The 20315-nt window shown below is 64.7% G+C and carries 17 protein-coding genes and 6 pseudogenes; 15 read left to right on the top strand and 8 right to left on the bottom strand.

What is annotated here, in order from left to right; all coding sequences use genetic code 11:
• The first annotated feature begins 11 nt into the window (after positions 1-11).
• Positions 12-802: pseudogene (locus QP181_RS12360) on the top strand (PhzF family protein).
• A 157-nt stretch (positions 803-959) separates the two neighbouring features.
• Here the strand turns inward: QP181_RS12360 and QP181_RS12355 are convergent.
• Both QP181_RS12355 and mnmA read right to left on the bottom strand, forming a co-directional pair.
• Positions 960-1180, bottom strand: a pseudogene (locus QP181_RS12355) (UvrB/UvrC motif-containing protein).
• 42 nt (positions 1181-1222) lie between these two features.
• A complete protein-coding gene (gene mnmA, locus QP181_RS12350; RefSeq protein ID WP_333928690.1) occupies positions 1223-2344 on the bottom strand; it encodes a tRNA 2-thiouridine(34) synthase MnmA in 1122 nt (373 codons plus the stop codon).
• 23 nt (positions 2345-2367) lie between these two features.
• Here mnmA and QP181_RS12345 point away from each other — a divergent pair, with 23 nt between their 5' ends.
• The 3 genes from QP181_RS12345 (at position 2368) to QP181_RS12335 (ending at position 3518) form a co-directional block, all read left to right on the top strand.
• Complete coding sequence (locus tag QP181_RS12345) at positions 2368-2766, top strand: hypothetical protein (RefSeq protein WP_333928689.1); 399 nt, start codon at positions 2368-2370, stop codon at positions 2764-2766.
• A 101-nt stretch (positions 2767-2867) separates the two neighbouring features.
• The gene (sciP, locus tag QP181_RS12340) at positions 2868-3167 is read left to right on the top strand and encodes a CtrA inhibitor SciP (RefSeq protein WP_056412261.1); all 300 of its coding nucleotides are present in this window, start codon (positions 2868-2870) and stop codon (positions 3165-3167) included.
• A gap of 93 nt (positions 3168-3260) precedes the next feature.
• A complete protein-coding gene (locus tag QP181_RS12335) occupies positions 3261-3518 on the top strand; it encodes a GlsB/YeaQ/YmgE family stress response membrane protein (RefSeq protein ID WP_055881539.1) in 258 nt (85 codons plus the stop codon).
• Between the two features lie 250 nt (positions 3519-3768).
• Here the strand turns inward: QP181_RS12335 and QP181_RS12330 are convergent, their stop codons facing one another.
• A complete protein-coding gene (locus tag QP181_RS12330; RefSeq protein ID WP_132736420.1) occupies positions 3769-4509 on the bottom strand; it encodes an SIMPL domain-containing protein in 741 nt (246 codons plus the stop codon).
• A gap of 228 nt (positions 4510-4737) precedes the next feature.
• Here QP181_RS12330 and QP181_RS12325 point away from each other — a divergent pair.
• From QP181_RS12325 to QP181_RS12315, 3 pseudogenes are all read left to right on the top strand, one after another.
• Positions 4738-5914 (top strand): annotated as a pseudogene (locus QP181_RS12325) (efflux RND transporter periplasmic adaptor subunit).
• Positions 5915-5919: 5 nt separating this feature from the next.
• Positions 5920-9151 (top strand): annotated as a pseudogene (locus tag QP181_RS12320) (efflux RND transporter permease subunit).
• A gap of 145 nt (positions 9152-9296) precedes the next feature.
• Positions 9297-10504 (top strand): annotated as a pseudogene (locus QP181_RS12315) (DUF445 domain-containing protein).
• 187 nt (positions 10505-10691) lie between these two features.
• Here QP181_RS12315 and QP181_RS12310 read toward each other — a convergent pair.
• The 3 genes from QP181_RS12310 to QP181_RS12300 all read right to left on the bottom strand — a co-directional run bounded on the left by QP181_RS12310 (position 10692) and on the right by QP181_RS12300 (position 11980).
• Entirely contained in the window at positions 10692-11243 is a 552-nt protein-coding gene (locus QP181_RS12310; protein WP_333928688.1) for a hypothetical protein, read from the bottom strand.
• A gap of 187 nt (positions 11244-11430) precedes the next feature.
• On the bottom strand, positions 11431-11724 hold the full coding sequence (locus QP181_RS12305) for an SbtR family transcriptional regulator (RefSeq protein WP_333928687.1): 294 nt from the start codon (positions 11722-11724) through the stop codon (positions 11431-11433).
• A 16-nt stretch (positions 11725-11740) separates the two neighbouring features.
• Complete coding sequence (locus tag QP181_RS12300; RefSeq protein ID WP_333928686.1) at positions 11741-11980, bottom strand: helix-turn-helix domain-containing protein; 240 nt, start codon at positions 11978-11980, stop codon at positions 11741-11743.
• 86 nt (positions 11981-12066) lie between these two features.
• Here QP181_RS12300 and QP181_RS12295 point away from each other — a divergent pair, with 86 nt between their 5' ends.
• Both QP181_RS12295 and QP181_RS12290 read left to right on the top strand, forming a co-directional pair.
• The gene (locus tag QP181_RS12295) at positions 12067-12702 is read left to right on the top strand and encodes an SDR family NAD(P)-dependent oxidoreductase (protein WP_333928685.1); all 636 of its coding nucleotides are present in this window, start codon (positions 12067-12069) and stop codon (positions 12700-12702) included.
• Between the two features lie 26 nt (positions 12703-12728).
• Positions 12729-12809, top strand: coding sequence for a hypothetical protein (locus tag QP181_RS12290; protein WP_333929625.1), 81 nt, complete (start codon positions 12729-12731; stop codon positions 12807-12809).
• Between the two features lie 396 nt (positions 12810-13205).
• Here QP181_RS12290 and QP181_RS12285 read toward each other — a convergent pair whose 3' ends face one another.
• Positions 13206-13571 carry a hypothetical protein gene (locus tag QP181_RS12285; RefSeq protein WP_333928684.1) on the bottom strand — a complete coding sequence of 122 codons (366 nt, stop codon included), beginning with the start codon at positions 13569-13571 and terminating at the stop codon, positions 13206-13208.
• Positions 13572-14876: 1305 nt separating this feature from the next.
• On the opposite strand from QP181_RS12285, the gene QP181_RS12280 reads away from it, so the two are divergent.
• Positions 14877-15290, top strand: coding sequence for a hypothetical protein (locus tag QP181_RS12280; protein ID WP_132895583.1), 414 nt, complete (start codon positions 14877-14879; stop codon positions 15288-15290).
• Positions 15291-15578: 288 nt separating this feature from the next.
• On the opposite strand, the gene QP181_RS12275 is transcribed toward QP181_RS12280, so the two are convergent.
• Complete coding sequence (locus tag QP181_RS12275) at positions 15579-16283, bottom strand: HAD family hydrolase (protein ID WP_243693165.1); 705 nt, start codon at positions 16281-16283, stop codon at positions 15579-15581.
• Positions 16284-16345: 62 nt separating this feature from the next.
• Between QP181_RS12275 and QP181_RS12270 the strand changes: the two genes are divergently transcribed.
• The 5 genes and pseudogenes from QP181_RS12270 (at position 16346) to QP181_RS12250 (ending at position 20256) form a co-directional block, all read left to right on the top strand.
• Positions 16346-17455 carry an ABC transporter permease gene (locus QP181_RS12270; protein WP_333928683.1) on the top strand — a complete coding sequence of 370 codons (1110 nt, stop codon included), beginning with the start codon at positions 16346-16348 and terminating at the stop codon, positions 17453-17455.
• Positions 17455-18362: pseudogene (locus QP181_RS12265) on the top strand (ABC transporter ATP-binding protein). The gene QP181_RS12270 and the pseudogene QP181_RS12265 overlap by 1 nt, the downstream one beginning before the upstream one ends.
• The gene (locus QP181_RS12260; protein ID WP_132736407.1) at positions 18362-19324 is read left to right on the top strand and encodes an MlaD family protein; all 963 of its coding nucleotides are present in this window, start codon (positions 18362-18364) and stop codon (positions 19322-19324) included. Before QP181_RS12265 ends, QP181_RS12260 begins: the two are co-directional and overlap by 1 nt.
• Before the next feature lie 8 nt (positions 19325-19332).
• Positions 19333-19914: an ABC-type transport auxiliary lipoprotein family protein gene (locus tag QP181_RS12255; RefSeq protein ID WP_333928682.1), complete on the top strand. Its 582-nt coding sequence runs from the start codon at positions 19333-19335 to the stop codon at positions 19912-19914.
• Between the two features lie 48 nt (positions 19915-19962).
• Entirely contained in the window at positions 19963-20256 is a 294-nt protein-coding gene (locus QP181_RS12250; RefSeq protein WP_333928681.1) for a plasmid stabilization protein, read from the top strand.
• The last annotated feature ends 59 nt before the right edge of the window (positions 20257-20315 follow it).

Below are 20315 nucleotides of genomic sequence, written 5' to 3'. Positions count from 1 at the left end.
AGGATTCAGGCATGAGAATACCGTTCGCGCAGATCGATGCGTTTTCCGACACGCCGTTCGGCGGCAACCAGGCGGCGGTGATGCCGCTGTCGGCATGGCTCGACGACGCCGTGCTGCTGAACATCGCGCAGGAGAACAACCTGAGCGAGACGGCGTTCATCGTTGCGTCGGACGACGAGGGCGTGGATTTCGATCTGCGCTGGTTCACGCCGGGCGCCGAGGTCGCGCTGTGCGGCCATGCGACGCTGGCGAGCGGGCATTTCGTGCTGTCGTCGGATACCGCGCTCGACCGGGTGCGGTTCCGGACGCGGCAGGCGGGGATGTTGGAGGTCGCGCGGGCGGATAGCGGGTATACGCTGGAGTTGCCGGCATGGGGACCGAGTCCGAAGGCCATCCCTGAGATCGTCGCGGCGCTGAACATCGAGTCGCCCGTCGAGACCTTGTTTCACGAGAAGGGTTATGCGCTCGTGATCGTCGAGAACGAGGCCGTGGTGCGCGATCTGAAGCCAGACTTTGCTGCGCTGGCCAAGTTCCCGATCGTCGCGATCGTCGCTGCGCGGGGGAGGCGACCGGCATCGTGAGCCGCGTGTTTACGCCGTACTATGCCATCAACGAAGATCCGGTGACGGGTTCGGCGCACGCGGTGATGGTGCCGTATTGGGCGCCGATGCTGGGGGACAGCTTTACGGCGTATCAGGCGAGTGCTCGGGGCGGGAAGCTGACGTGCCGGTTGGCGGGCGACCGGGTTGTGCTCGGTGGGGCGTGCGTGACGACTATCGAGGGTACCTTTTTGCTGCCTTGAGGTTTGGCGCATCCGTCACCCGCCCTTATTCGTCACCCCAGCGAAAGCTGGGGTCTCATGCGTGGCAGATGACGGGAGATCCATGCTGATATCCCAGCTTTCGCTGGGATGACGGTCGGAGAGGGGCTCGGCAAGCGGCTGGCGGCACGGGCACCGTCTACCGCTTCCGCCCCTTGGTCATCGGATCGGGCTTTTCGGTTTCACCCAGCCCGGCGGCGGTGTCATGCGTTGCTGGCTTGTGCCGAGCCCCATCGCGCCGGGCTGCTGGCGGGTAAGGCCGGATGTGTCGGTACTTTCGCCACCGCCGCGCAACACGCTGATCTGATCGCGCAACTTACCCGCGGTTTCGAAGTCCATTGCGGCGGCGGCGGCTTCCATCTGGCGGCGCAAGGTTTCGATATCCATGCCGCCCTCAACGCGTCAGGCGGCCACGAGTGCCGCCTCGGTGTCCGCGATCCAGCCCCCGCCGAGCACGCGCTCGCCCGCATACAGCACCGCCGCCTGCCCGGGCGCGACGCCGTATTCGGAGGCGTCGAACACCACGCGGTCGCCGACCAGGCGGGCAGGGACGGGCTTGGCCATCGACCGGACCTTGGCGGTCAGCGGTCCGGTGAAGTCGCCACCGATCCAGTTGATGTCGGTCATCCGCGCCGCCTCGACCGCGAGAGCGCGACGGGGGCCGACGACGACTCGCTTCGTGGCGGGCTCCACGCGGACGACATAGAGCGGCTCGGGACTGCCGCCGATCTCCAGCCCGCGACGCTGTCCCACCGTGAAGTGGATCAGCCCGCGATGCTCGCCGAGCTTGGCCCCGCCGAGATCGACGATATCTCCCGCCGTCTCCGCCGCCTCGGGCCGCAGCTTCTTCACCAGGCCCGCATAATCGCCATCGGGCACGAAGCAGATGTCCTGGCTGTCCGGCTTGGCGGCAACCCCGAGCCCGAGTTCCGCCGCGATCTCGCGCACCCGCGCCTTGGGCAGCCCGCCGAGCGGAAAGCGCAGATAGTCGAGCTGGCTCTGCGTGGTCGCGAACAGGAAATAGCTCTGGTCGCGCGCCGGATCCGCCCCGCGGTGCAGTTCGGCGCCGTGCGTGCCCTCGACTCGGCGGACATAATGCCCGGTCGCCAGGCAATCCGCACCGAGATCGCGCGCGAGCTTGAGCAGGTCGGTGAATTTCGGCCCCATGTTGCACTGGACGCAGGGAATCGGCGTCCGGCCCGCGAGATATTCGTCGGCGAACTTGTCGACCACCTGCTCGCGGAAACTGGTCTCGTGATCGAACACGTAATGCGCGATGCCGAGTCGGTCGCACACCGCGCGCGCGTCGCGGATGTCGCGACCGGCGCAACACGAGCCCGCACGGCCGACCGCTTCACCATGGTCGTAGAGCTGCAACGTCACGCCGATCGTCTCGGCGCCGGTGGCATGCGCGAGCGCGGCGACGACCGAGCTGTCGACGCCGCCGGACATCGCCACGACGATGCGCTTTCCGGCCGCGCCTGCACCGGCAGGGGGCCCGAGCTGAAAATCGGTCTGATCCATGGTCACCACATAAGCGCGACGGCGTGCGGTTGCAAAAAGATGCGGCGGTTAACGTATATCAGGACGAGTTGACGGAAAAACGCGACCGACGATTGCAAAAAGGCAACAAGTCCACGAACTTTTTTGTCGAGTTTTACGGTCCCTTCACCCCTCGCGCTAAACCGGGCATCCCAAGAGTAAGCGCGAGTATCCCGTTGGACCTGAGTTTTCCCCGTTTCGATCGCGACGCAGAGGTCACCGTACTTCCGGGTGACCTTGCGGTCCTGATCGTCGGGATCGCCGCCCGCCAGGCAGCGAGCCCGACTGCGGTGGTGCAGGCCAGCTTCGCGCGAACGACGGTCGACCCAAAACTGTTCGCGCCGCTTCACGGTGCGTTCAACGGGCCGATGGCAGCGGCCTTAACCCGGTGGAAGGACGAGTGAAGATGCTGTTTACCGCGGCGTTTCAGCCGATCTTCAAATCCTGCGACTATGTGTCGTGCGTGCGTATCGATAGGGGCCCCCGCCCCGATCAGAGGTTTCAAATGATCGAGAACCAGAAAATCCGTCCCGGCAAGGTCATTGGCCCATTGGGCGAGCAACTGACGCTGGATACCCTGCCGCCGCCCAGCACCACGCGGTGGGTAGTGCGTCGCAAGGCCGAAGTGGTCGCGGCGGTGAATGGCGGGTTGCTCAGCGTCGACGATGTCTGCGCCCGTTATGGTCTCACGGTCGAGGAGTTCGCCAGTTGGCAGCGCGCGATCGACCGGTCGGGCATGCCGGGTCTCCGGGTTACGCGGATCCAGCACTATAAGTCGTTGTACGAGCGCCAACAAAAGTATTGAGGGCTAAAACTCAAAACGCGGGCGGAACAAAAAACGCCGCTCGCTCGTCTTTCCGCCATCGCCCGGATACGGGTTCAACGGAGGGAAAATATCATGGGTCTCATTCTTTGGCTGATCATCGGCGGCGTCATCGGCTGGATCGCTAGCATGATCATGCGCACCGACGCGCAGCAGGGCATTTTCCTGAACATCGTCGTCGGCATCGTCGGCGCCTTCATCGGCGGCCTGGTCCTGTCGGGTGGTTCGATCAACAACGCACCGCTGACGCTGACCTCGTTCTTGGTCTCGCTGCTGGGTGCGGTTGTCCTACTCGCGATCGTGAACCTCGTGCGTCGCGGTAGCGTCCGCTAAGAGTTCGCATCGTCACGCGAAGTAAAAGGGCCGTCCGGGCAACCGGGCGGCCCTTTTTCGTGCGTGAGTTGTTTGCTGGATCTGAATGGCCCTCTCGATCCTCCCCCGCCAGCGGGAAGTGGCTGGCACTTGCCAGTCGGAGGGGGCGGTAAGGGAACCCTACGTTCCGTGTCCTCCCCCTCCGTCACCTTCGGCGCCACCTCCCCCTTGCGGGGGAGGATCGAAGATGCGGGGGAGGATCGTAGAAGGGTCAGTTCAGCAGGAACCGCACCGACAGCGTCACCGTCACGTCCTTTTCGCCGGGCGCGATCTGCGTGCTGTCCTTGGCCATAGCGCCACGCATCATCGCCATCATCGGTTGCGGCGAGCCACCGGTGTCCTGCCCCGATTCGGCGATCGATACGATCCGCGCCACCCGCAACCCGGCTGCCTTCGCGTAGAGATCCGCACGGCGCTTGGCCTGCGCGATCGCGTCGGCCCGCGCTTCGTCGAGCGCCGCTTCGGGCTTGTCGATCGACAGGTTCGGCCCGTCGATCTGGTTCGCGCCCTGCGCCACCAGCGCATCGAGGATCGTGCCGGACTTGGCGACGTCGCGAAAGCGGATCGAGACGGTGTTGGTCGCCTGGTAGCCAGTGATGACCGGCGGCTGGTTGTCGGCATAGCGATATTGCGGCGAGAGCTGCACCGACGAGGTCGCGATATCGCGCGGCGCCACGCCGGCGCGCTTGAGCGCGTCCAGCACCTTCGTCATCCGCTGCGCATTGTCGGTGAGTGCGGCGGCGGCGGTCGGCGACTGCGAGACGACGCCCGCGCGAATCGTCGCGAGATCGGGAACGCGCGTCGTCCGCCCCTCGGCAGACACGTCCAGCACGGTGCCGGCGGCGGGCACCATCGGCTCGACCGTGGTCGGCGCCGTCTGGGCGATTGCGCCGGCGGCAGGCAGGATCGCGGCGACGCCAGCCAGGGCGGTCAGGAACGATGCGGTCTTCATGATGGTCTCTCCCGTGGAACTCGGTCTGCGTGTCGCCCGGAACGGTTCAACGCAAGCTGAACGTCTTTCCAATCTGCCAAAGCGCATTGCGGATAGATCGAAATCGAAGCATGTCTGTGACCGGCGCTCGTCGAAAGACTTGAGCAAGGTGACTTATTCAGATAACACAGCGTATGAGCGATGGTGCGGGTCGAGGCAAGACCGGTCGAAAGTGGGATTGTGGCGCGCATGAATTACGAGACGAAGATGGTCGGTAACGAGAGCGAAGAGCATCTGGCGTTGCCGGATTATAGCGCTCCCTCGCACCGCCGTCGCAACATCATCATCGCTGTTCTCGTGGTGCTGGCGATCGTCGCCGGGATCTATGCATTCAAGTCCGGCAAGAAGGACGCCGCGGCCGCAGCGCCCGGATCGCAGCTGCCGACCGTGTCGGTGGTGGTGCCGGGGCGCCAGTCGGTCGATCGGACGATCTCCGCGACGGGCACGCTGGCGGCGCGACGCGAGATGCCGGTCGGCGTCGCGGGCGAGGGCGGGATGATCACGCGCGTGCTGGTCGAACCCGGCACCTGGGTTGCCGCAGGGCAGGTGCTGGCGACGGTCGATCGCTCGGTCCAGACCGAGACCGCCGCGTCGCTCGCCGCCTCGGTCAGCGTCGCGCGCTCGGACGAGACGATCGCGCAGGCCGAACTCGATCGCGCCAAGCAGCTCGTCGACCGCGGCTTCATCTCGAAGGCCGATCTGCAGCGCAAGGCGGCGACCCGCGATGCCGCGGCGGCGCGCGTGAAGGTGGCGCAGGCGACGCTCGGCGAGGCGCGTGCGCGCAACGGCCGGCTCGATATCCGCGCCCCCGCGGCCGGGCTCGTGCTGACCCGCGGCGTCGAGGCCGGCCAGATCGTCGGACCATCGGCGGGTGTCCTGTTCCGCATGGCGATGGGCGGCCAAATGGAGATGCGCGCGCAGTTGAGCGAAGCCGATCTGGCCGGGCTGCATGTCGGCGCGCGCGACGGTCGTGCCGGTCGGCACCACGCAGGGCTATCCCGGCGAAGTGTGGCAGGTCTCGCCGGTGATCGATCCGCAGACCCGTCAGGGGATCGCGCGGATCGCGGTCAAATATGATCCTGGCCTGCGCCCCGGCGGATTCGCCGCCGCGACCATCGTCGGCGGCGTGACGCAGGCGCCGCTGCTCCCCGACTCCGCGCTGCAAAGCGACGAGAAGGGCAATTACGTCTATATCGTCGGATCGGACAACAAGGTCGCCCGGCGCAACGTCAAGATCGGTCAGGTCTCCGATGCCGGCGTGACGATCGTCGGCGGGCTCGACGGCTCGGAGCGCGTCGTCCAGTCCGCGGGCGGCTTCCTCGCCCCCGGGCAGGCGGTCAAGCCGATCACCAAGAAGGCGAGCTGAGAGCCATGAACTTCCGCAACATCTCGGCCTGGTCGATCCGCAATCCGGTTCCGCCGATCGTGCTCTTCCTGGCCCTGATGCTTGCGGGCGTCGTCAGCTTCATGCGGATGGACGTCAACCGCGATCCCGACATCGATTTCCCGATCGCGGTCGTCGTCGTCAACCAACCGGGCGCCGCGCCGACCGAGATGGAGACGCAGGTCACGCAACGCGTCGAGGCGGCCGTGCGCTCGCTTCAGGGCATCGACGAAATCAACTCGACCGTTACCGAAGGCAATTCGGAAACGGTGATCCAGCTCACCATCGGCACGCCGATCGACCGCGCGGTCAACGACGTGCGCGACGCGATCGCGCAGATCCGCAGCGACCTGCCCGACGGGATCCTCGAGCCGCAGGTGTACCGCGCGAACACCAGCGGCAACGACGTCGCGAGCTTCGCGGCGATCACCAGCGACATGACCGTCGAGCAGCTCTCCTGGTACATCGACGACACCGTCACCAAGGATCTGCTGTCGATTCCCGGCATGGCGACGATCAGCCGCAACGGCGGCGTCAGTCGCGAGATCTCGCGTCATCCTCGATCCGCTCAAGCTCCAGAGCCAGGGGCTGACCGCCAGCCAGGTCAATTTGCAGTTGCGCCAGGTGAACCTGAATGCTGCGGGTGGTCGTGCCGAGATCGCCGGCTCCGAACAGTCGATCCGCGTGCTTGGCAATGCGCGCGACGCGGCCGATCTCGGCCAGACCCAGATCAACGTCGGCAATGGCCGTACCGTGCGCCTGGCGGACATCGCGCAGGTCCGCGATCTCTATGCCGAGCAGCGCAGCCGCGCGACCGTCGATGGACGCCAGGCGATCACCTTCGATTTCCAGCGGGCCAAGGGCGCGTCCGACGTCACCGTCTATCACGCCGCGGTCGAGAAGCTGCGCGCGCTCGAAAAGCGCAATCCTTCGGTCAAGTTCGTCCAGCGCTACACCAGCACCGACTATACCGAAGCGCAGTATGAAAGCGCCATCCATGCGATGATCGAGGGCGCGATCCTCGCCGTCATCGTCGTCTTCATCTTCCTGCGCGACTGGCGCGCGACCGCGATCTCGGCGTTGGCGATCCCGCTATCGGCGATCCCGGCCTTCTGGTTCATGGACCTGCTCGGGTTCGACCTGAACGGCATGACGTTGCTCGCGCTCAGCCTGGTCGCGGGTGTGCTGGTCGATGACGCGATCGTCGAGATCGAGAACATCGTCCGGCACATGCGGATGGGCAAGTCCGCCTATCAGGCGTCGATCGACGCCGCCGACGAGATCGGTCTCGCCGTGCTCGCGACGACGATGGCGATCGTCGCGGTGTTCCTGCCGGTCGCGCTGATGCCGGGTATCGCCGGGCAGTTCTTCAAGAATTTCGGCCTGACCGTGGTCGCAGCCGTGCTGATGAGCCTCGCGGTCGCGCGGCTCGTGACGCCGATGATCGCCGCGTATTTCCTGAAATCGTTCGGCCATGCCAGCCACGGCGAGGGCCGGATCATGGACTGGTATGTCCGCACGCTCCACTGGACGCTCAACAGCGACAAGGCGGCGGCGTGGCGCGCCCGCGGTGGCATGCGAAAAATGTTCAACCGCGTGATGGATCACCGGATGTGGGCGATCGGTGCCGGCGTGCTCGCCTTCGCGCTGACGCTGTTCATGTTCACCGTCATCCCCTCGCAGTTTCAGCCGACCCGCGACGAGGATGATTCGTCCGCGCAGATCGAGATGGTGCCGGGCACCACGCTCGCGCAGACCGATGCGGTGGTTGCGCGTGTGAGCGAGATTCTCCGCCGACAGCCCGAGGTGACGACGGTCTATGCGCGGACCAGGGTCGGTAGCGGTTCGGTGACCGCCAATCTTCGCGCCGATCGCAAGGAGACCTCGGTCGAGTTCGAACGCCGGATGGCGCCGCAGCTCACCGCGATTCCCGATGCGCGCGTGTCGTTCCGCTCGCAGTCGGGCTGGGGCAGCAGCGGTCGCGACGTGACCGTCGTGCTCGGCGGCAGCGACCCCGCCAAGCTGCAACAGGCGGCGGACAAGATCGTCGCCGAGATGGGCTCGCTGAAATCGCTGACCGCGCCGCGCGTGTCGGGCGGGATGCAGCGCCCGGAAATCGTCATCCGCCCGCGCTTCGATCTCGCCGCCAATCTCGGCGTCACGACTCAGGCGCTGTCGTCGGCGATCCGGATCGCGACGCTCGGCGATATCGACCAGAACTCGGCGCGCTTTTCGCTCTCCGATCGCCAGATCCCGATCCGCGTCGCGCTCGACCAGTCGGCGCGGACCAGTCTGTCGACGATCCAGAACCTGCCCGTGTCGACCGCGTCGGGCGGCTCGGTGCCGCTCAACCTGGTCGCGGATATCGGCCTAGGCTCGGGCCCGACCAAGATCGACCGTGTCAACCAGCAGCGCCAGATCACGCTCGGCGCTGATCTCGCGCCCGGCGTGGTGATCTCGGACGCGATGAAGCAGGTCCATGCGCTGTCGTCGATGAAGAATCTGCCGGTCGGCGTCAGCGAACTCACGCTCGGCCAGAGCAAGTGGCAGGCCGAGATGATCACCAACTTCATCACCGCGGTGATCGCGGGCACCTTCCTCGTGTTCGCGGTGCTGGTGCTGCTGTACCGCCGCGTGCTGCCGCCGTTCGTCAACATGGGCTCGTTGCTGCTCGCGCCGCTCGGCGGGCTGCTGGCGCTGTGGGCGACCGGCCAGCCGCTGTCGCTGCCGGTGTATATCGGTCTGCTGATGCTGCTCGGCATCGTCGCCAAGAACTCGATCCTGCTGATCGACTTCGCGCTCGACGAGATGAGCAAGGGTGTCGACGCGTTCACCGCGATCATCGATGCCGGGCACAAGCGCGCGCAGCCGATCGTGATGACGACGGTCGCCATGGTCGCGGGCATGGTGCCGACCGCGCTGTCGCTCAGCGGCGATTCGTCGTCGCGCGCGCCGATGGGGACGGTCGTGATCGGCGGCCTCGCGCTGTCGACCTTGCTGACGCTGCTGATCATCCCCGCGGCGTTCAGCCTCGCGGTCGGGATCGAGCGCTATGTCGGGCCGCGGCTCGGTCGCCGCCTGCTCACCTATCGCCCGGGTGACAATGGCGACGAGGTGATCGGGATCGCCGGGCCCAATCCGGGGCCGCTGCTCGGACCCGCGACCGGCAAGCTGGGGCATGGCCGCGATCACGGTGACGGCACGCAACCCGCCGAGTGAGTCATCTCCGGCACGCCCCTCTGCACCCGGGCACCCGAACCGCCGCAGCGGCGTGAACATTCGGGGCGCCCGGGGATTGTTACGGGCATGACGCTTTTACCCCGTATGCGCCCGGCCGGCGAAGCCCCCGCCGGCGCTCGTCCGCATGCGGATCGTCGCCACCGGTCTGCTAGTGTTCATGGCCGCGACGTTCTTCGTCAGCCGTGCGCTCGTCCCCGTCCACCCGGCGTTCGGGTTCGTCCGCGCGTTTGCCGAGGCGGCGATGGTCGGCGGTCTAGCGGACTGGTTCGCGGTCACCGCGTTGTTCCGGCACCCGCTCGGCCTGCCGATACCCCACACCGCGATCGTGCCGCGCAACAAGGACCGGATCGGCGACACGCTCGCGCAGTTCCTCCGCGCCAACTTCCTGATCCCCGTCGTCATCGCGCGCCGCACCCGCCGGCTCGACGTGGCGGGGGCGATCGCGCGCTGGCTGACCGATCCGCCCGAGGGGCAGGGGGCCGCTTTCGGCAGGGCGCGTCGAAGCTGGTCGCGCAGGTCTTGGAAGGGCTCGACCCGGCGCGGCTCGGCGGGATGGTCAAGGCGGGGATCGGCGCACGCCTGCGCGCCACCGAAGTCTCGCCGATCCTCGGCCAGTTGCTGAAGGCCGCGATCGCCGAGCGCCGCCACGCGCCTTTGCTCGAAAGCGCGATCCGCTGGGCGGCGAAGACGCTGGCCGCGAACGACCACCTCGTCCGCGCGATGGTCCACGACAAGGCCGGCTCGATCCTGCGCTGGACCGGGCTCGACACGACCGTCGCGGACAAGCTGATCAGCGGCTTCGACAAGCTGCTCGCCGAGATGGCCGAGGACCCCGAGCACCCCCTGCGCCTGAAGGCGGAAGAGGGACTCGATCGCCTCGCCTGGGATCTCCAATACGACCGCCGCATGCGTGAGCGGGTCGAGACGATGAAGAACGACCTGCTCGACAACCCGGCGATGCAGCGCTGGCTCGACGGGCTGTGGGAACAGGCGCGCGGTGCCCTTCTCGCGATCGCCCGCGACCCCGAGCGCGCGATGGCCGGCAAGCTCGGCGACATCCTCCGCCAGCTCGGCGAGACGTTGCAGCACGACCCCCGCATGTCGCGCACGATCAACCGCTTCGTCCGCCGCGCAGCCGTCGGCGCGGCGGCAGACTATGGCGACGGCATCGTCAAGCTCGTGTCCGAAACGGTGCGCAGCTGGGATGCCGACACGATCACCAGCCGCCTGGAGAACGCGGTTGGCCGAGACCTGCAATATATCCGGGTGAACGGCACGATCGTCGGTGGGCTGGTCGGACTGGTGATCCACAGCGTCGACGTGCTGTTGTGACGGGGGCGGCGTAGGATTGTTTGGATTGCACGCGGAATGGCAGTTCTACAGGTATGGTCCGGTCGTCGGTACCTGTTTGGGTTAAGTAAGACCTGGAAGGGGTGACGCTGAAAACGGATCGAGACGGGATGGCGCTTGCCGACATCGAATGCCTGGATTGGGAAGAAAAGCAGTCGTTCCCGATCTGTCAGTAGACGATCGATGTCCCCCGCTTGAGCGGCTTAGGCGGCGTCGGCGGACGTAGGCCGGCGGCACGATAGTCGGCAGCTACCGGCTTGAGATCGAGGGCAGCTTGGTAGCAGCCTCCCAGCGGCCGATCGGTGAGCCCTGCCGCCTCCCAGAATTTCTGCCCGGCTGCGGTCGACTGAGATTTCCGGACGTCCGCGATCTCAGCAGTCGACAGCCGGCGCGCGATCCCATCCATCGCACATGCCGCAACCGCAGTGTCCAACTGGCTCGAGTTCGCGGGCACACGGCGGGCGATTATCGGCCTTAATCGGTCGTATGCACCCAGATAGATCTTGGTCACCGACAGCCTTGGACTCGGCCGCATGCCGATCGTGTAGAGCGCCTCCCTCGTTGCTTCCGCCACGGCGCTTTCGATCGCCTGCTGCTTAGTAAATTCTGCCGGTGGATGATCCGCCCACAACTGGATGGCTGCCGCAAGGCTGTCGGCTGGCGGTGATGGCACGGGTGGGGCCGACGAAGCTTGCAAAAGAAAGGCGAGCAACTGAAGCATTCGCCGTTCGTGCCATACCCGAGCCGATGTCCGCAACTGGACGATTGCAGAACGGCCGGGATGGGCAGGAAAGCGGACTAGCTGCTTTCGGGACGGCGGGTGGCGATAGCCGACATTGGGCAGATGCCGGCTTTGCCGAAAAGGATCGGAAAACGAGAATATTAGGCCCTGCAGGCAACCGGACTTGTCAACGCACGCGCATGCCGTTGAGGAGCAGGTCCACCAGGTGAGCAATGCGCGGCATCGGAACGCTGTCCTTTTCAACCGCGATGGCTATCGCGCTCACCACACAGATTATGTCATCGAAGCTGGCGTCCGCACGAACGATGCTAGCCTCCTGAGCGCGCCGAAGCAGTCGCCGACCTTCCGCGGTGATCGCGTTACAGCCAGGCGTGCCGTGTTGGATGACCGTCCCTAGCGAAGCAGCAAGGCTTTGATAGACGCTCGTGTTCATCGCGAGATCCTCAAGAAACTGGCGCATCGCGTCTCCGGGATCATCATCCCCATCTCGCGCGGCTCGTCTCCGCAACCGACGCAAACCGCTCGTTGCTCGTGGCCGCCAAAAGCGCTTCTCGCGTCGGGAAGCGGCGATAGAGCGTGCCGATCCCGACCTTGGCTCGCTTGGCCACCTCTTCCAGCGGGACGCTTGCACCTCGCTCTAGGAACGCTTCCTCTGCCGCGATGAGGATGCGTTGGCGGTTTCGTTCCGCGTCGGCACGTAGGCCAGCCTCAACCAAGATTATTCCTTCCATGCCTTGCGAAGTGGAGGATGCCTCCATATTACAAGTGGAGCAATCCTCCATTTGCGCGAAGGACTCATGTGATGACGAAGCGGTTCGAAGACAAGGTCGTGGTGATCACCGGCGGTAGTGACGGCATCGGGTTGGCATCCGCGCAGCGCTTCGCGCAAGAGGGTGCCCATGTGTACATCACCGCGCGGCGACAGACGTTGCTCGATCAGGCGGTCAGCCAGATCGGTCACGGTGCGATCGGCGTACAAGGCGACGTCACGAACCTCGCCGACCTCACGACACTTTACGAGCGCGTCGAGCGTGACCACGGCAAGGTCGATGTCGTGTTCGCCAATGCCGGCATGCACAAGCCCGTTCCGCTAGAGTCAATTGAAGAAGCCGATTTTGATTCGACGTTCGGCCTCAACGTGAAAGGTCTGCTTTTCACCGTGCAGAAGGCACTGCCGCTGATGACACAAGGGGGCGTGATCGTCCTCAATGGCTCGATCGCTGGATCCAAGGCGTATCCGGGCCAGTCGCTCTACAATGCCAGCAAGGCGGCGGTTCGCTCCTTTGCACGAAGCTGGACCATTGATCTGAAGGAACGCGGCATCCGCGTGAACGTCGTCTCGCCCGGTGGCACCGAGACGCGTCTTATTCGGGACTATTTCGACGCAACACCGGGAGCTGAAGAAGAGGTAATCAAGGGGTTCCACTTGGGCGCCTAGGACGCCTCGAAGATGTCGCGAGTGCCGTGCTGTTCCTCGCGTCGAGCGAAAGCAGCTTTGTCGCGGGCCATGAGCTCTTCGTGGATGGCGGGGTCGCGGCGGTCTGACCGTGTGCGGGATTCGTACAGCCCTACTGGCGTCTGGCGGTTCTAGGCAAATGATCGGATTAAGATCACATCGTGCGCCTTGTTCGCATGCTCGCCTCCGCTTCGGGCCGGCAGTTCATCTGCCTTCCCTTAAAGGAACCCATAGCGGGACAGTCGCCCTGGCGAGTACGGCGAGAGCCGCCCGGGGCGCCGCCTTTCCCAAAATCTGTTCCCGATTGCTCTTTCTCGAAATAGCCTGTCGGAGACGGAGAAACGGGAAAGATTGCGCTGAACGAATGGCCGTTATCGGGAGCGCGGATCGCCGGCCTGAACGTCCGGGTGTGGGCGTAAGCTGCCACTGAGCCAAAATCGGTTCTCGGAATGATGATCGCGTCAAACAGGCCGTGCGTTTGGTGGCTATCTAGGTGTGAGCTTTCCGGAGCGAACGTGGCGCTTGCAATCCCAGGCGAGCATGCCGTTCCAAGTTGACCACTGCGAGTTGACGACTTTTTCATTTGCCACCAGTGCCGACACCCAGATCTCTTCCTGGGGAACCTTGCCGTGATTTGTCGCGACCATGCCGCAGGTGTAATCGCCGGCAGCGCTGGCAACGAGCCGGTAAGGCCATTTGAAAGTCACGTCTTTCGCGTTGGGCGCCTGGCTCAGAAGTGCAGGCTCAGCGAGCGCGATGAATTGCTCCATCGCCGGCTCGGCTCCGCTATCTGACTTAACCGGTGCCGCTTGTGACGCGGCCAGCATGGTTGCGAGAATGTAGGCTATCATATCTCTTCCCTGCATGCCCGTTGAGCAGCATCATTTTAGCGAACAGGCATTACGACTAATAGGCCTTGAACTATCGTTTACTACCAAATTGCTGAATAGGCGCAGCCTGGACGAACGGCAGCTTTCGTGATTGGCCGCGAGCCTTCCGAACGACCAGAAGTGGGCGGAAGCGGAATGCCGGGATGGGAAGGTTAGCGAGCGTCCCCTTGCAAGCGGCCTATTCCGCGGGCTGACGGTATTCGAGCGGAACAGGTTTGAAGATGGCAGCTAACGCGCATCCTAGAACCAAGCCCGTCAAGACTAGCGGGCTGAAAGTAGCGTTGCCTCGAATCATCTCGATCGCACCGGTCACGGCAAGCCAAGTGACAACCAGCAGAAACAGCCTTGCGAAGAACATCCGTAGTCGTGGGGGCATCCGGTTTTTCAGCCGCCTGATCCAACTCGACATCGATAGCTCCCGTTGATCCAAAGATATGTCATACGCAGGCAACGTCCGGAATTGTAAGCAGAACGGCCGGGATGGAAGGGGAAAGCGGTCAGGCTACTTTAGGCTTCCGGTAGGCGACAGTGCTCGGAGTCGGCTCGGCTTAGTGCCCGCCGATACCGTCCCGGAAGCCATGACCAAAGTCGCGTACAGCGTCTTTCAAGCCAGCATATTGCGTGATCGCCACGAGGACGAGCACTGCTGCAATCAAGAGGCGCTTTGGTCCAGCCCGACGAGGTTCATCAGTAGCGTTCATGGTCTGGTTCCCCACCTATAAAGCCGCGTTACTCTATGCCTGCGTCAGATCGGGGGCAACCGATACTGCGGCCAACATTGTCCTACATCCTGAATGAACGACGGCTTCCAGGCGCCGCGATACGGCGTTGAACGGCGACAATCGGGCGGAAGCGGAATGGCCGGGATGGGAAGGTTGGCGGAGTGTCCGCTTTGGAGCGGCGGTCAGTCAGAGTAGCCGTTGGTTCAAGGTCCGCCCAATCTGCCGTCGGACGTTCGCACCGCCTTCGTTTGCGCCAGCCGAGCTGCCGCGCGTTGTCGTCCTCACATGGCCGAAGCTTCTCCAGTGCCTACGCGATCTGCATAGCGACCAGTGGTAGATCCAAACATCTGCCTGTGCCATCGTTCAAGTCTCTTCGCAGGCGATGAACGGGCGAATGGAATAATTGAGGCATGGCTAATATATAATCTGGATCAATACCTACGCTATCTTACTCTTCAATTTTCTTGAAGCATTTCCTATCGGCATTGTCGACATCCCGCGATCAGTATAAATGGACGTATAAATATTAGGGGAGGGCGAAGAAATGCGCGGATTTTTCCTTATTTTTATTGCGTCTGTTTTCGCATTTTCAACCGGCGCACTGGCTCGGCAAGCGGGGCAGGGAACTGGGCCGAACAATAGCGGTCCCGGGGAATTCAACCGTCAGCAGAATTTCCGAGATTTCCAAGTAGGTGTTGTCGACTCCAATCGATTGACCATGCGGCCGGTCCCGGTATCGCCGGGGGACATCGTGCAGGGGCTGGAGGTCCATGACGCAAAAGGTCTTGTCATCGGCAAAATCGGAACCGTCAGTAAAGGCTTTGCGACCGTGACGAGCGCGGTCGGTAGCGTCGAAGTAGACTTTCCGTCCTTTGCAAAGAACAAGAACGGGCTTTTGATCAATATACCCAAGAGCAAGATCGACGCTTTGATGGTACGCGGGCATCCGGCACCGTGAGGTGCCGATAGCGACAGGCGCGATCAGCGGAACATTCTATAGCCGTCAGTCTCGGTGCGCGCCGAATCATGCGCCCGCCGCCCGCATTACGCCGCCTGCCCCAATGTCGCATCAGCCCGTTCGACCATTGCGTCGGCAATTCCATACTCAACCCCGTCGATCTTAGCGGGTTATCAATACGACCAAGAACACCCGCTAGTGGCAAATGGGATCGTTGCGGCGAACGTCCGACTCCGGGCGTTAGCGATCACGTAGGTTCTGGCAGCGGTCCCTGATCGCGCAACGGAGCTACCGCTCCCAATCCGGCGTCGGCCAGCCCTTAGCCTTTGCCAGCAACCGCAAAGGCCCATGTGCATTCACCGCGAAGGGTTCGTCCGCCCATTCGAAGGTCGGGGCGTCCGATACATGGTCGGAATAGAAGCGGATGTGCGCCGTCTCTCGCGCGATGCCTTCGCGGTTCATCCAGGCCTGGATCATCCGCAGTTTTGCCGGGCCGTAGCAGTTCTCGCCTTCGATGCCGGCGAGCAGCACGCCGTCGCGGTCGCGCAGGCTCTCGGTGCCGATCACCGCGTCGAAGCCCAGTCGCCGCGCGATCGCCTCGACGTAGAATCGGTACGACGCGGTCGCCATCACCAGCCGGTATCCGGCGGCGCGGTCTGCCTCGATCTGCGCGCGGGCGCTCGCGAACACGCCGTCGCGCATCACGCGGTCGGCGAACGCTTCGGCCGCCCGGCGTTCTTCGGCGGGGGTCATGCGCTTGCCGAGCATCATCCGCTGCATCAGGTATTTGAGGCGGCCGCGGCTGATCAGCTTGCCGACATAGCCGAGCGCGGCGACTCCGGCGAACGGGACGAGCGCCAGCCGCCACGGCGCGCCGCCTTTCTTCGCGGTGTGGAGCAGGAACGGCGTCCAGGTCGGCGCGTGCGTGATCGTCTTGTCCATGTCGTAGATCGCGAGGCGGACGGACGGGGCGGCGGAAGGCAATTCGGTCATCGTCGCGACTTACGCCGCATTCATCTTGCCGATCCAGTCACTTTGCCGCAAAGGTGCCCCCGATGAGCGCGATGGCCGATTTTCAGCAGGACGGTGCCGATACCGGCACGCTTCGCTTTACCGGCGATCTGTCGCTCGCAAAGATCGGCAATCTGCCCGATCGGCTCGAGGCGATCGACGCGGCTTCGGTGAAGCATGTCGACCTGAGCGGGGTCGACCGGATCGACACGATCGGCGCCTGGGTCGTCCACCGCTTCGCTGCGCGCAACGATGCGACGATCGACGGGCTCGATGCCAACGACCAGGCGCTGTTCGATCAGGTCGTCGCTTCCGATCAGCCGCTCGCCGCCAGGCCCGCCAAGGTCAACGCGGCCAGTCGCGTGCTCGGCGAGATCGGCGATGCGATCGTCCTGTCGGGCAAGACCATGCTCGGCCTGCTCGGGTTTCTCGGCGCGACCACGATCGCGTTCGGCAGCGTTATCCGCCACCCGCGCCGCTTCCGCTTCAACGCGGTGGTCCAGCGGTTCGAGGTGGTCGGCATCGCCGCGCTCGGCATCGTCGGGCTGATGAGCTTCCTCATCGGCATGGTCATCGCCCAGCAGGGCGCGGTCCAGTTGCGGCAGTTTGGCGCAGAGGTGTTCACGATCAATCTCGTCGGCCGCCTGACGATCCGCGAACTCGGCCTGTTGATGACTGCGATCATGGTCGCCGGCCGCTCGGGCTCGGCGTTCGCGGCACAGCTCGGCACGATGAAACTGACCGAAGAGATCGACGCGATGCGCACCATCGGCGTGTCGCCGATGGAGGCGCTGGTGCTGCCCCGCGTGCTCGCCGCGATCGTGATGATGCCGCTGCTCGGCTTCTATGCATCGGTGATCGCGATCATCGGCGGTGGCCTGCTCTGCTGGGTCCAGCTCGGCATTCCGCCGGTCACCTTCATCGCGCGTATCCGCGAGGTCGTGCCGATCACCGATCTCTACATCTCGCTGATCAAGGCGCCCGTCTTCGGCGCGATCATCGCGATCGCCGGCTGCTTCCAGGGCATGCAGGTCGAATCGGACGCTGAACAGGTCGGCCTGCGCACCACGTCGGCGGTCGTCCAGGGCATCTTCCTGGTGATCGTCCTCGACGCGTTCTTCGCGGTGTTCTTCACCTGGTTGGGTTGGGACTGATGCCCCGCAAGACGGACAACAAGACAGACGACTTCATCATCTCCGTGAAGGGGCTGAAGAACGCGTTCGGCGATTCGGTGGTGCACGAGGGGCTCGACCTCGACGTGCGGCGCGGAGAGATCCTCGGCGTCGTCGGCGGATCGGGTACCGGCAAATCGGTGCTGATGCGCTCGATCATCGGCCTGCAGACTCCGGTCGCGGGTGAGATCACGGTGTTCGGCGAGCCCAATATCGGCCGCGAAGAGACCGAGGCGACCGAAATCCGCAAGCGTTGGGGCGTGCTGTTCCAGGGCGGGGCGCTGTTCTCGACGCTGACGGTGGCCGAGAACGTCGAAGTGCCGTTGCGCGAATTCTATCCGGACCTGTCGCCGGCGCTGCTCGCGGAAATCGCGTCGTACAAGGTGGTGATGACCGGTCTGCCCGCCGACGCCGCGAACAAGTTTCCCGCTGAGCTTTCGGGCGGCATGAAGAAGCGTGCTGGCCTTGCCCGTGCGCTGGCGCTCGATCCCGAATTGCTATTCCTCGACGAGCCGACCGCGGGGCTCGATCCGATCGGTGCGGCAGCGTTCGATGGGCTGACCCAGTCGTTGCAGAAGACGCTGGGGCTGACCGTGTTCCTGATCACGCACGATCTCGATACGCTGTATGCGATCTGCGACCGGGTCGCGGTGCTTGCCGACAAGAAGGTCATCGCGGTCGGCACGATCGACGAGCTGATCGCGCTCGATCACCCGTGGATCGAAGAATATTTCAAGGGCCCCGCGGCCGTGCCGCGGTCGCGACGCAGGAGGCGCACGAGCGCGCCGACGAGCAAGCAGCCCAACACCCTACTGAAGTCCAGTCCAAGCAGTCCGCGCCGGACGACGCCGACGCGACATACGCCGAGAAAGAAGCAAGGACGCGCTGATGGAAACCCGTTCGAACCACGTCCTAGTCGGCGCCGTCGTGCTGATCCTGCTGGCCCTGCTAGCGCTGTTCACGGTGTGGATCGCGCGGCTGGGCGGCAAGGAAGAGAAGGAATACGACATCTTCTTCCGCCAGTCGGTCGACGGGCTCGCGCGCGGCTCTGCCGTCGTGTTCTCGGGCGTGCCGTCGGGCCAGGTGAAGACGATTTCGTTGTGGAAGAACGATCCTCAGTTCGTCCGCGTCCGGATCAGCGTCAACGATGAGACGCCGGTGCTGCAGGGCACGACCGCGTCGATCTCGGGCGTCGGCTTCACCGGCGTCAGCCAGGTCTCGCTAGATGGCGCGCGGAAAGGTGCACCGCCGGTCGCGTGCCCCGACGTCAATGGCCAGCCTTGCCCGTACGGCGTCCCGGTCATCCCGACCAAGCAGGGCGGACTCGGCGCGATCCTGAACTCGGCACCGCAGTTGCTCGAGCGTCTTTCGACGCTGACCGAGCGGCTGACCGGGTTGCTGACCGACCGTAACCAGGCGTCGATCGCGGGTATTCTCGAGAACACCAACCGTCTGACCGATGCGCTCGCCGATCGTGGCCCCGAGATCGCCGCGACGCTCGCGCAGACCCGCGTCGCGATCCAGCAGGCGGGCGATGCCGCGCAGCAGTTCGGCGTGCTCGCCAAGACGACCAACGGCGTCCTGTCCGAGGACGTGAAGCCGGCGATGGCGAACCTGAACAAGGCGATCACGTCTGCGCAGCAGAGCGCCGAGACGCTCAACGCCGCGATCGGCGACGCGCGGCCGGGCTTGCAGGCGTTCTCGAAGACGACGATTCCCGAGGCCAACCGTCTGGTCCACGACCTGCGGACGACTGCCGCGGCACTGTCGTCGGTCGCCGAGAAGGTCGACCAGCAGGGTGCGAGTTCGCTGATCGGGCAGCAGAAGCTCCCGGATTACAAGGGTAAGTGAGGCACGCCATGAAGACACCGCTCATCCTGATCGCGATGCTGCCACTCGCCGGGTGCATCAGCTTCGGCGCGAAACCGCCCCCCACGCTGCTGACGCTGACGAGTTCTTCGTCGGTGCCGGTCGGCCAGAACCAGGACTCGGCGACCGCCAAGTCGATCACGATTCAGGTGCCGGTCGTGCCGCAGTCGCTCGCGACCGCGCGCGTGCCGGTGCAGGCCACGCCGACGTCGATCGCGTACGTGACCGATGCGCAGTGGGCGGAGCCGCCGGCTCGCCTGTTCGCACGGCTCGTGTCGGATACGGTTGCGTCGCGGACTGGGCTGGTCGTGCTGTCGACTGCGCAGTCGATTGGCGATCCAGGTGGATTGCTTGGTGGCGAGTTGCGGTCGTTCGGGCTGGATGCGACGACGCGACAGGCGGTCGTAACGTTCGACGCATCGCTGACCCGCGCGGGCAAGACGTCGGTCGAGAAGCGCCGCTTCGAGGCGCGCGTGCCGGTGTCGGCGATCGATGCGCCGTCGGCGGCGGCCGGGATCAACCAGGCGGCGAACCAGGTCGCGACCGAAGTGGCGGACTGGATCGGCCGGTGAACGCCACGTTGGCCTGAGCGTTGATGCTCTCTGATGAGGAGAGCTGCAATGCCACAGGGCGACAAGGATGCGTATACGGATAAGCAGAAGCGCAAGGCTGCGCATATTGCGGATGGCTATGAGGCGAAGGGTGTCCCCGAGTCCGAGGCTGAGGCGCGTGCCTGGGCGACGGTGAACAAGGATTCGGGCGGGGGCAACAAGTCCGGCTCAGGGCGCGGCAAGCCCGATACGCAGGCGTCTGCGCGCAGTGGCGGGAAGCAAGCGGCGGGGCGTAGCGATGCGGCGAAGTCTGCTGCGGCGAAGAAGGGTTGGGACACCCAACGGAAGAAGGCAAACGGCTAACCAAGTCTTCGATCCTCCCCTGCAAGGGGAGGTGGCTGGCGCTTGCCAGACGGAGGAGT

This window comes from Sphingomonas sp. LR55 (assembly GCF_036856015.1).
Lineage (GTDB): Bacteria > Pseudomonadota > Alphaproteobacteria > Sphingomonadales > Sphingomonadaceae > Sphingomonas.
Note: the sequence above shows the minus strand (reverse complement) of the source record. Positions and strands in the feature narration are given on the sequence as shown.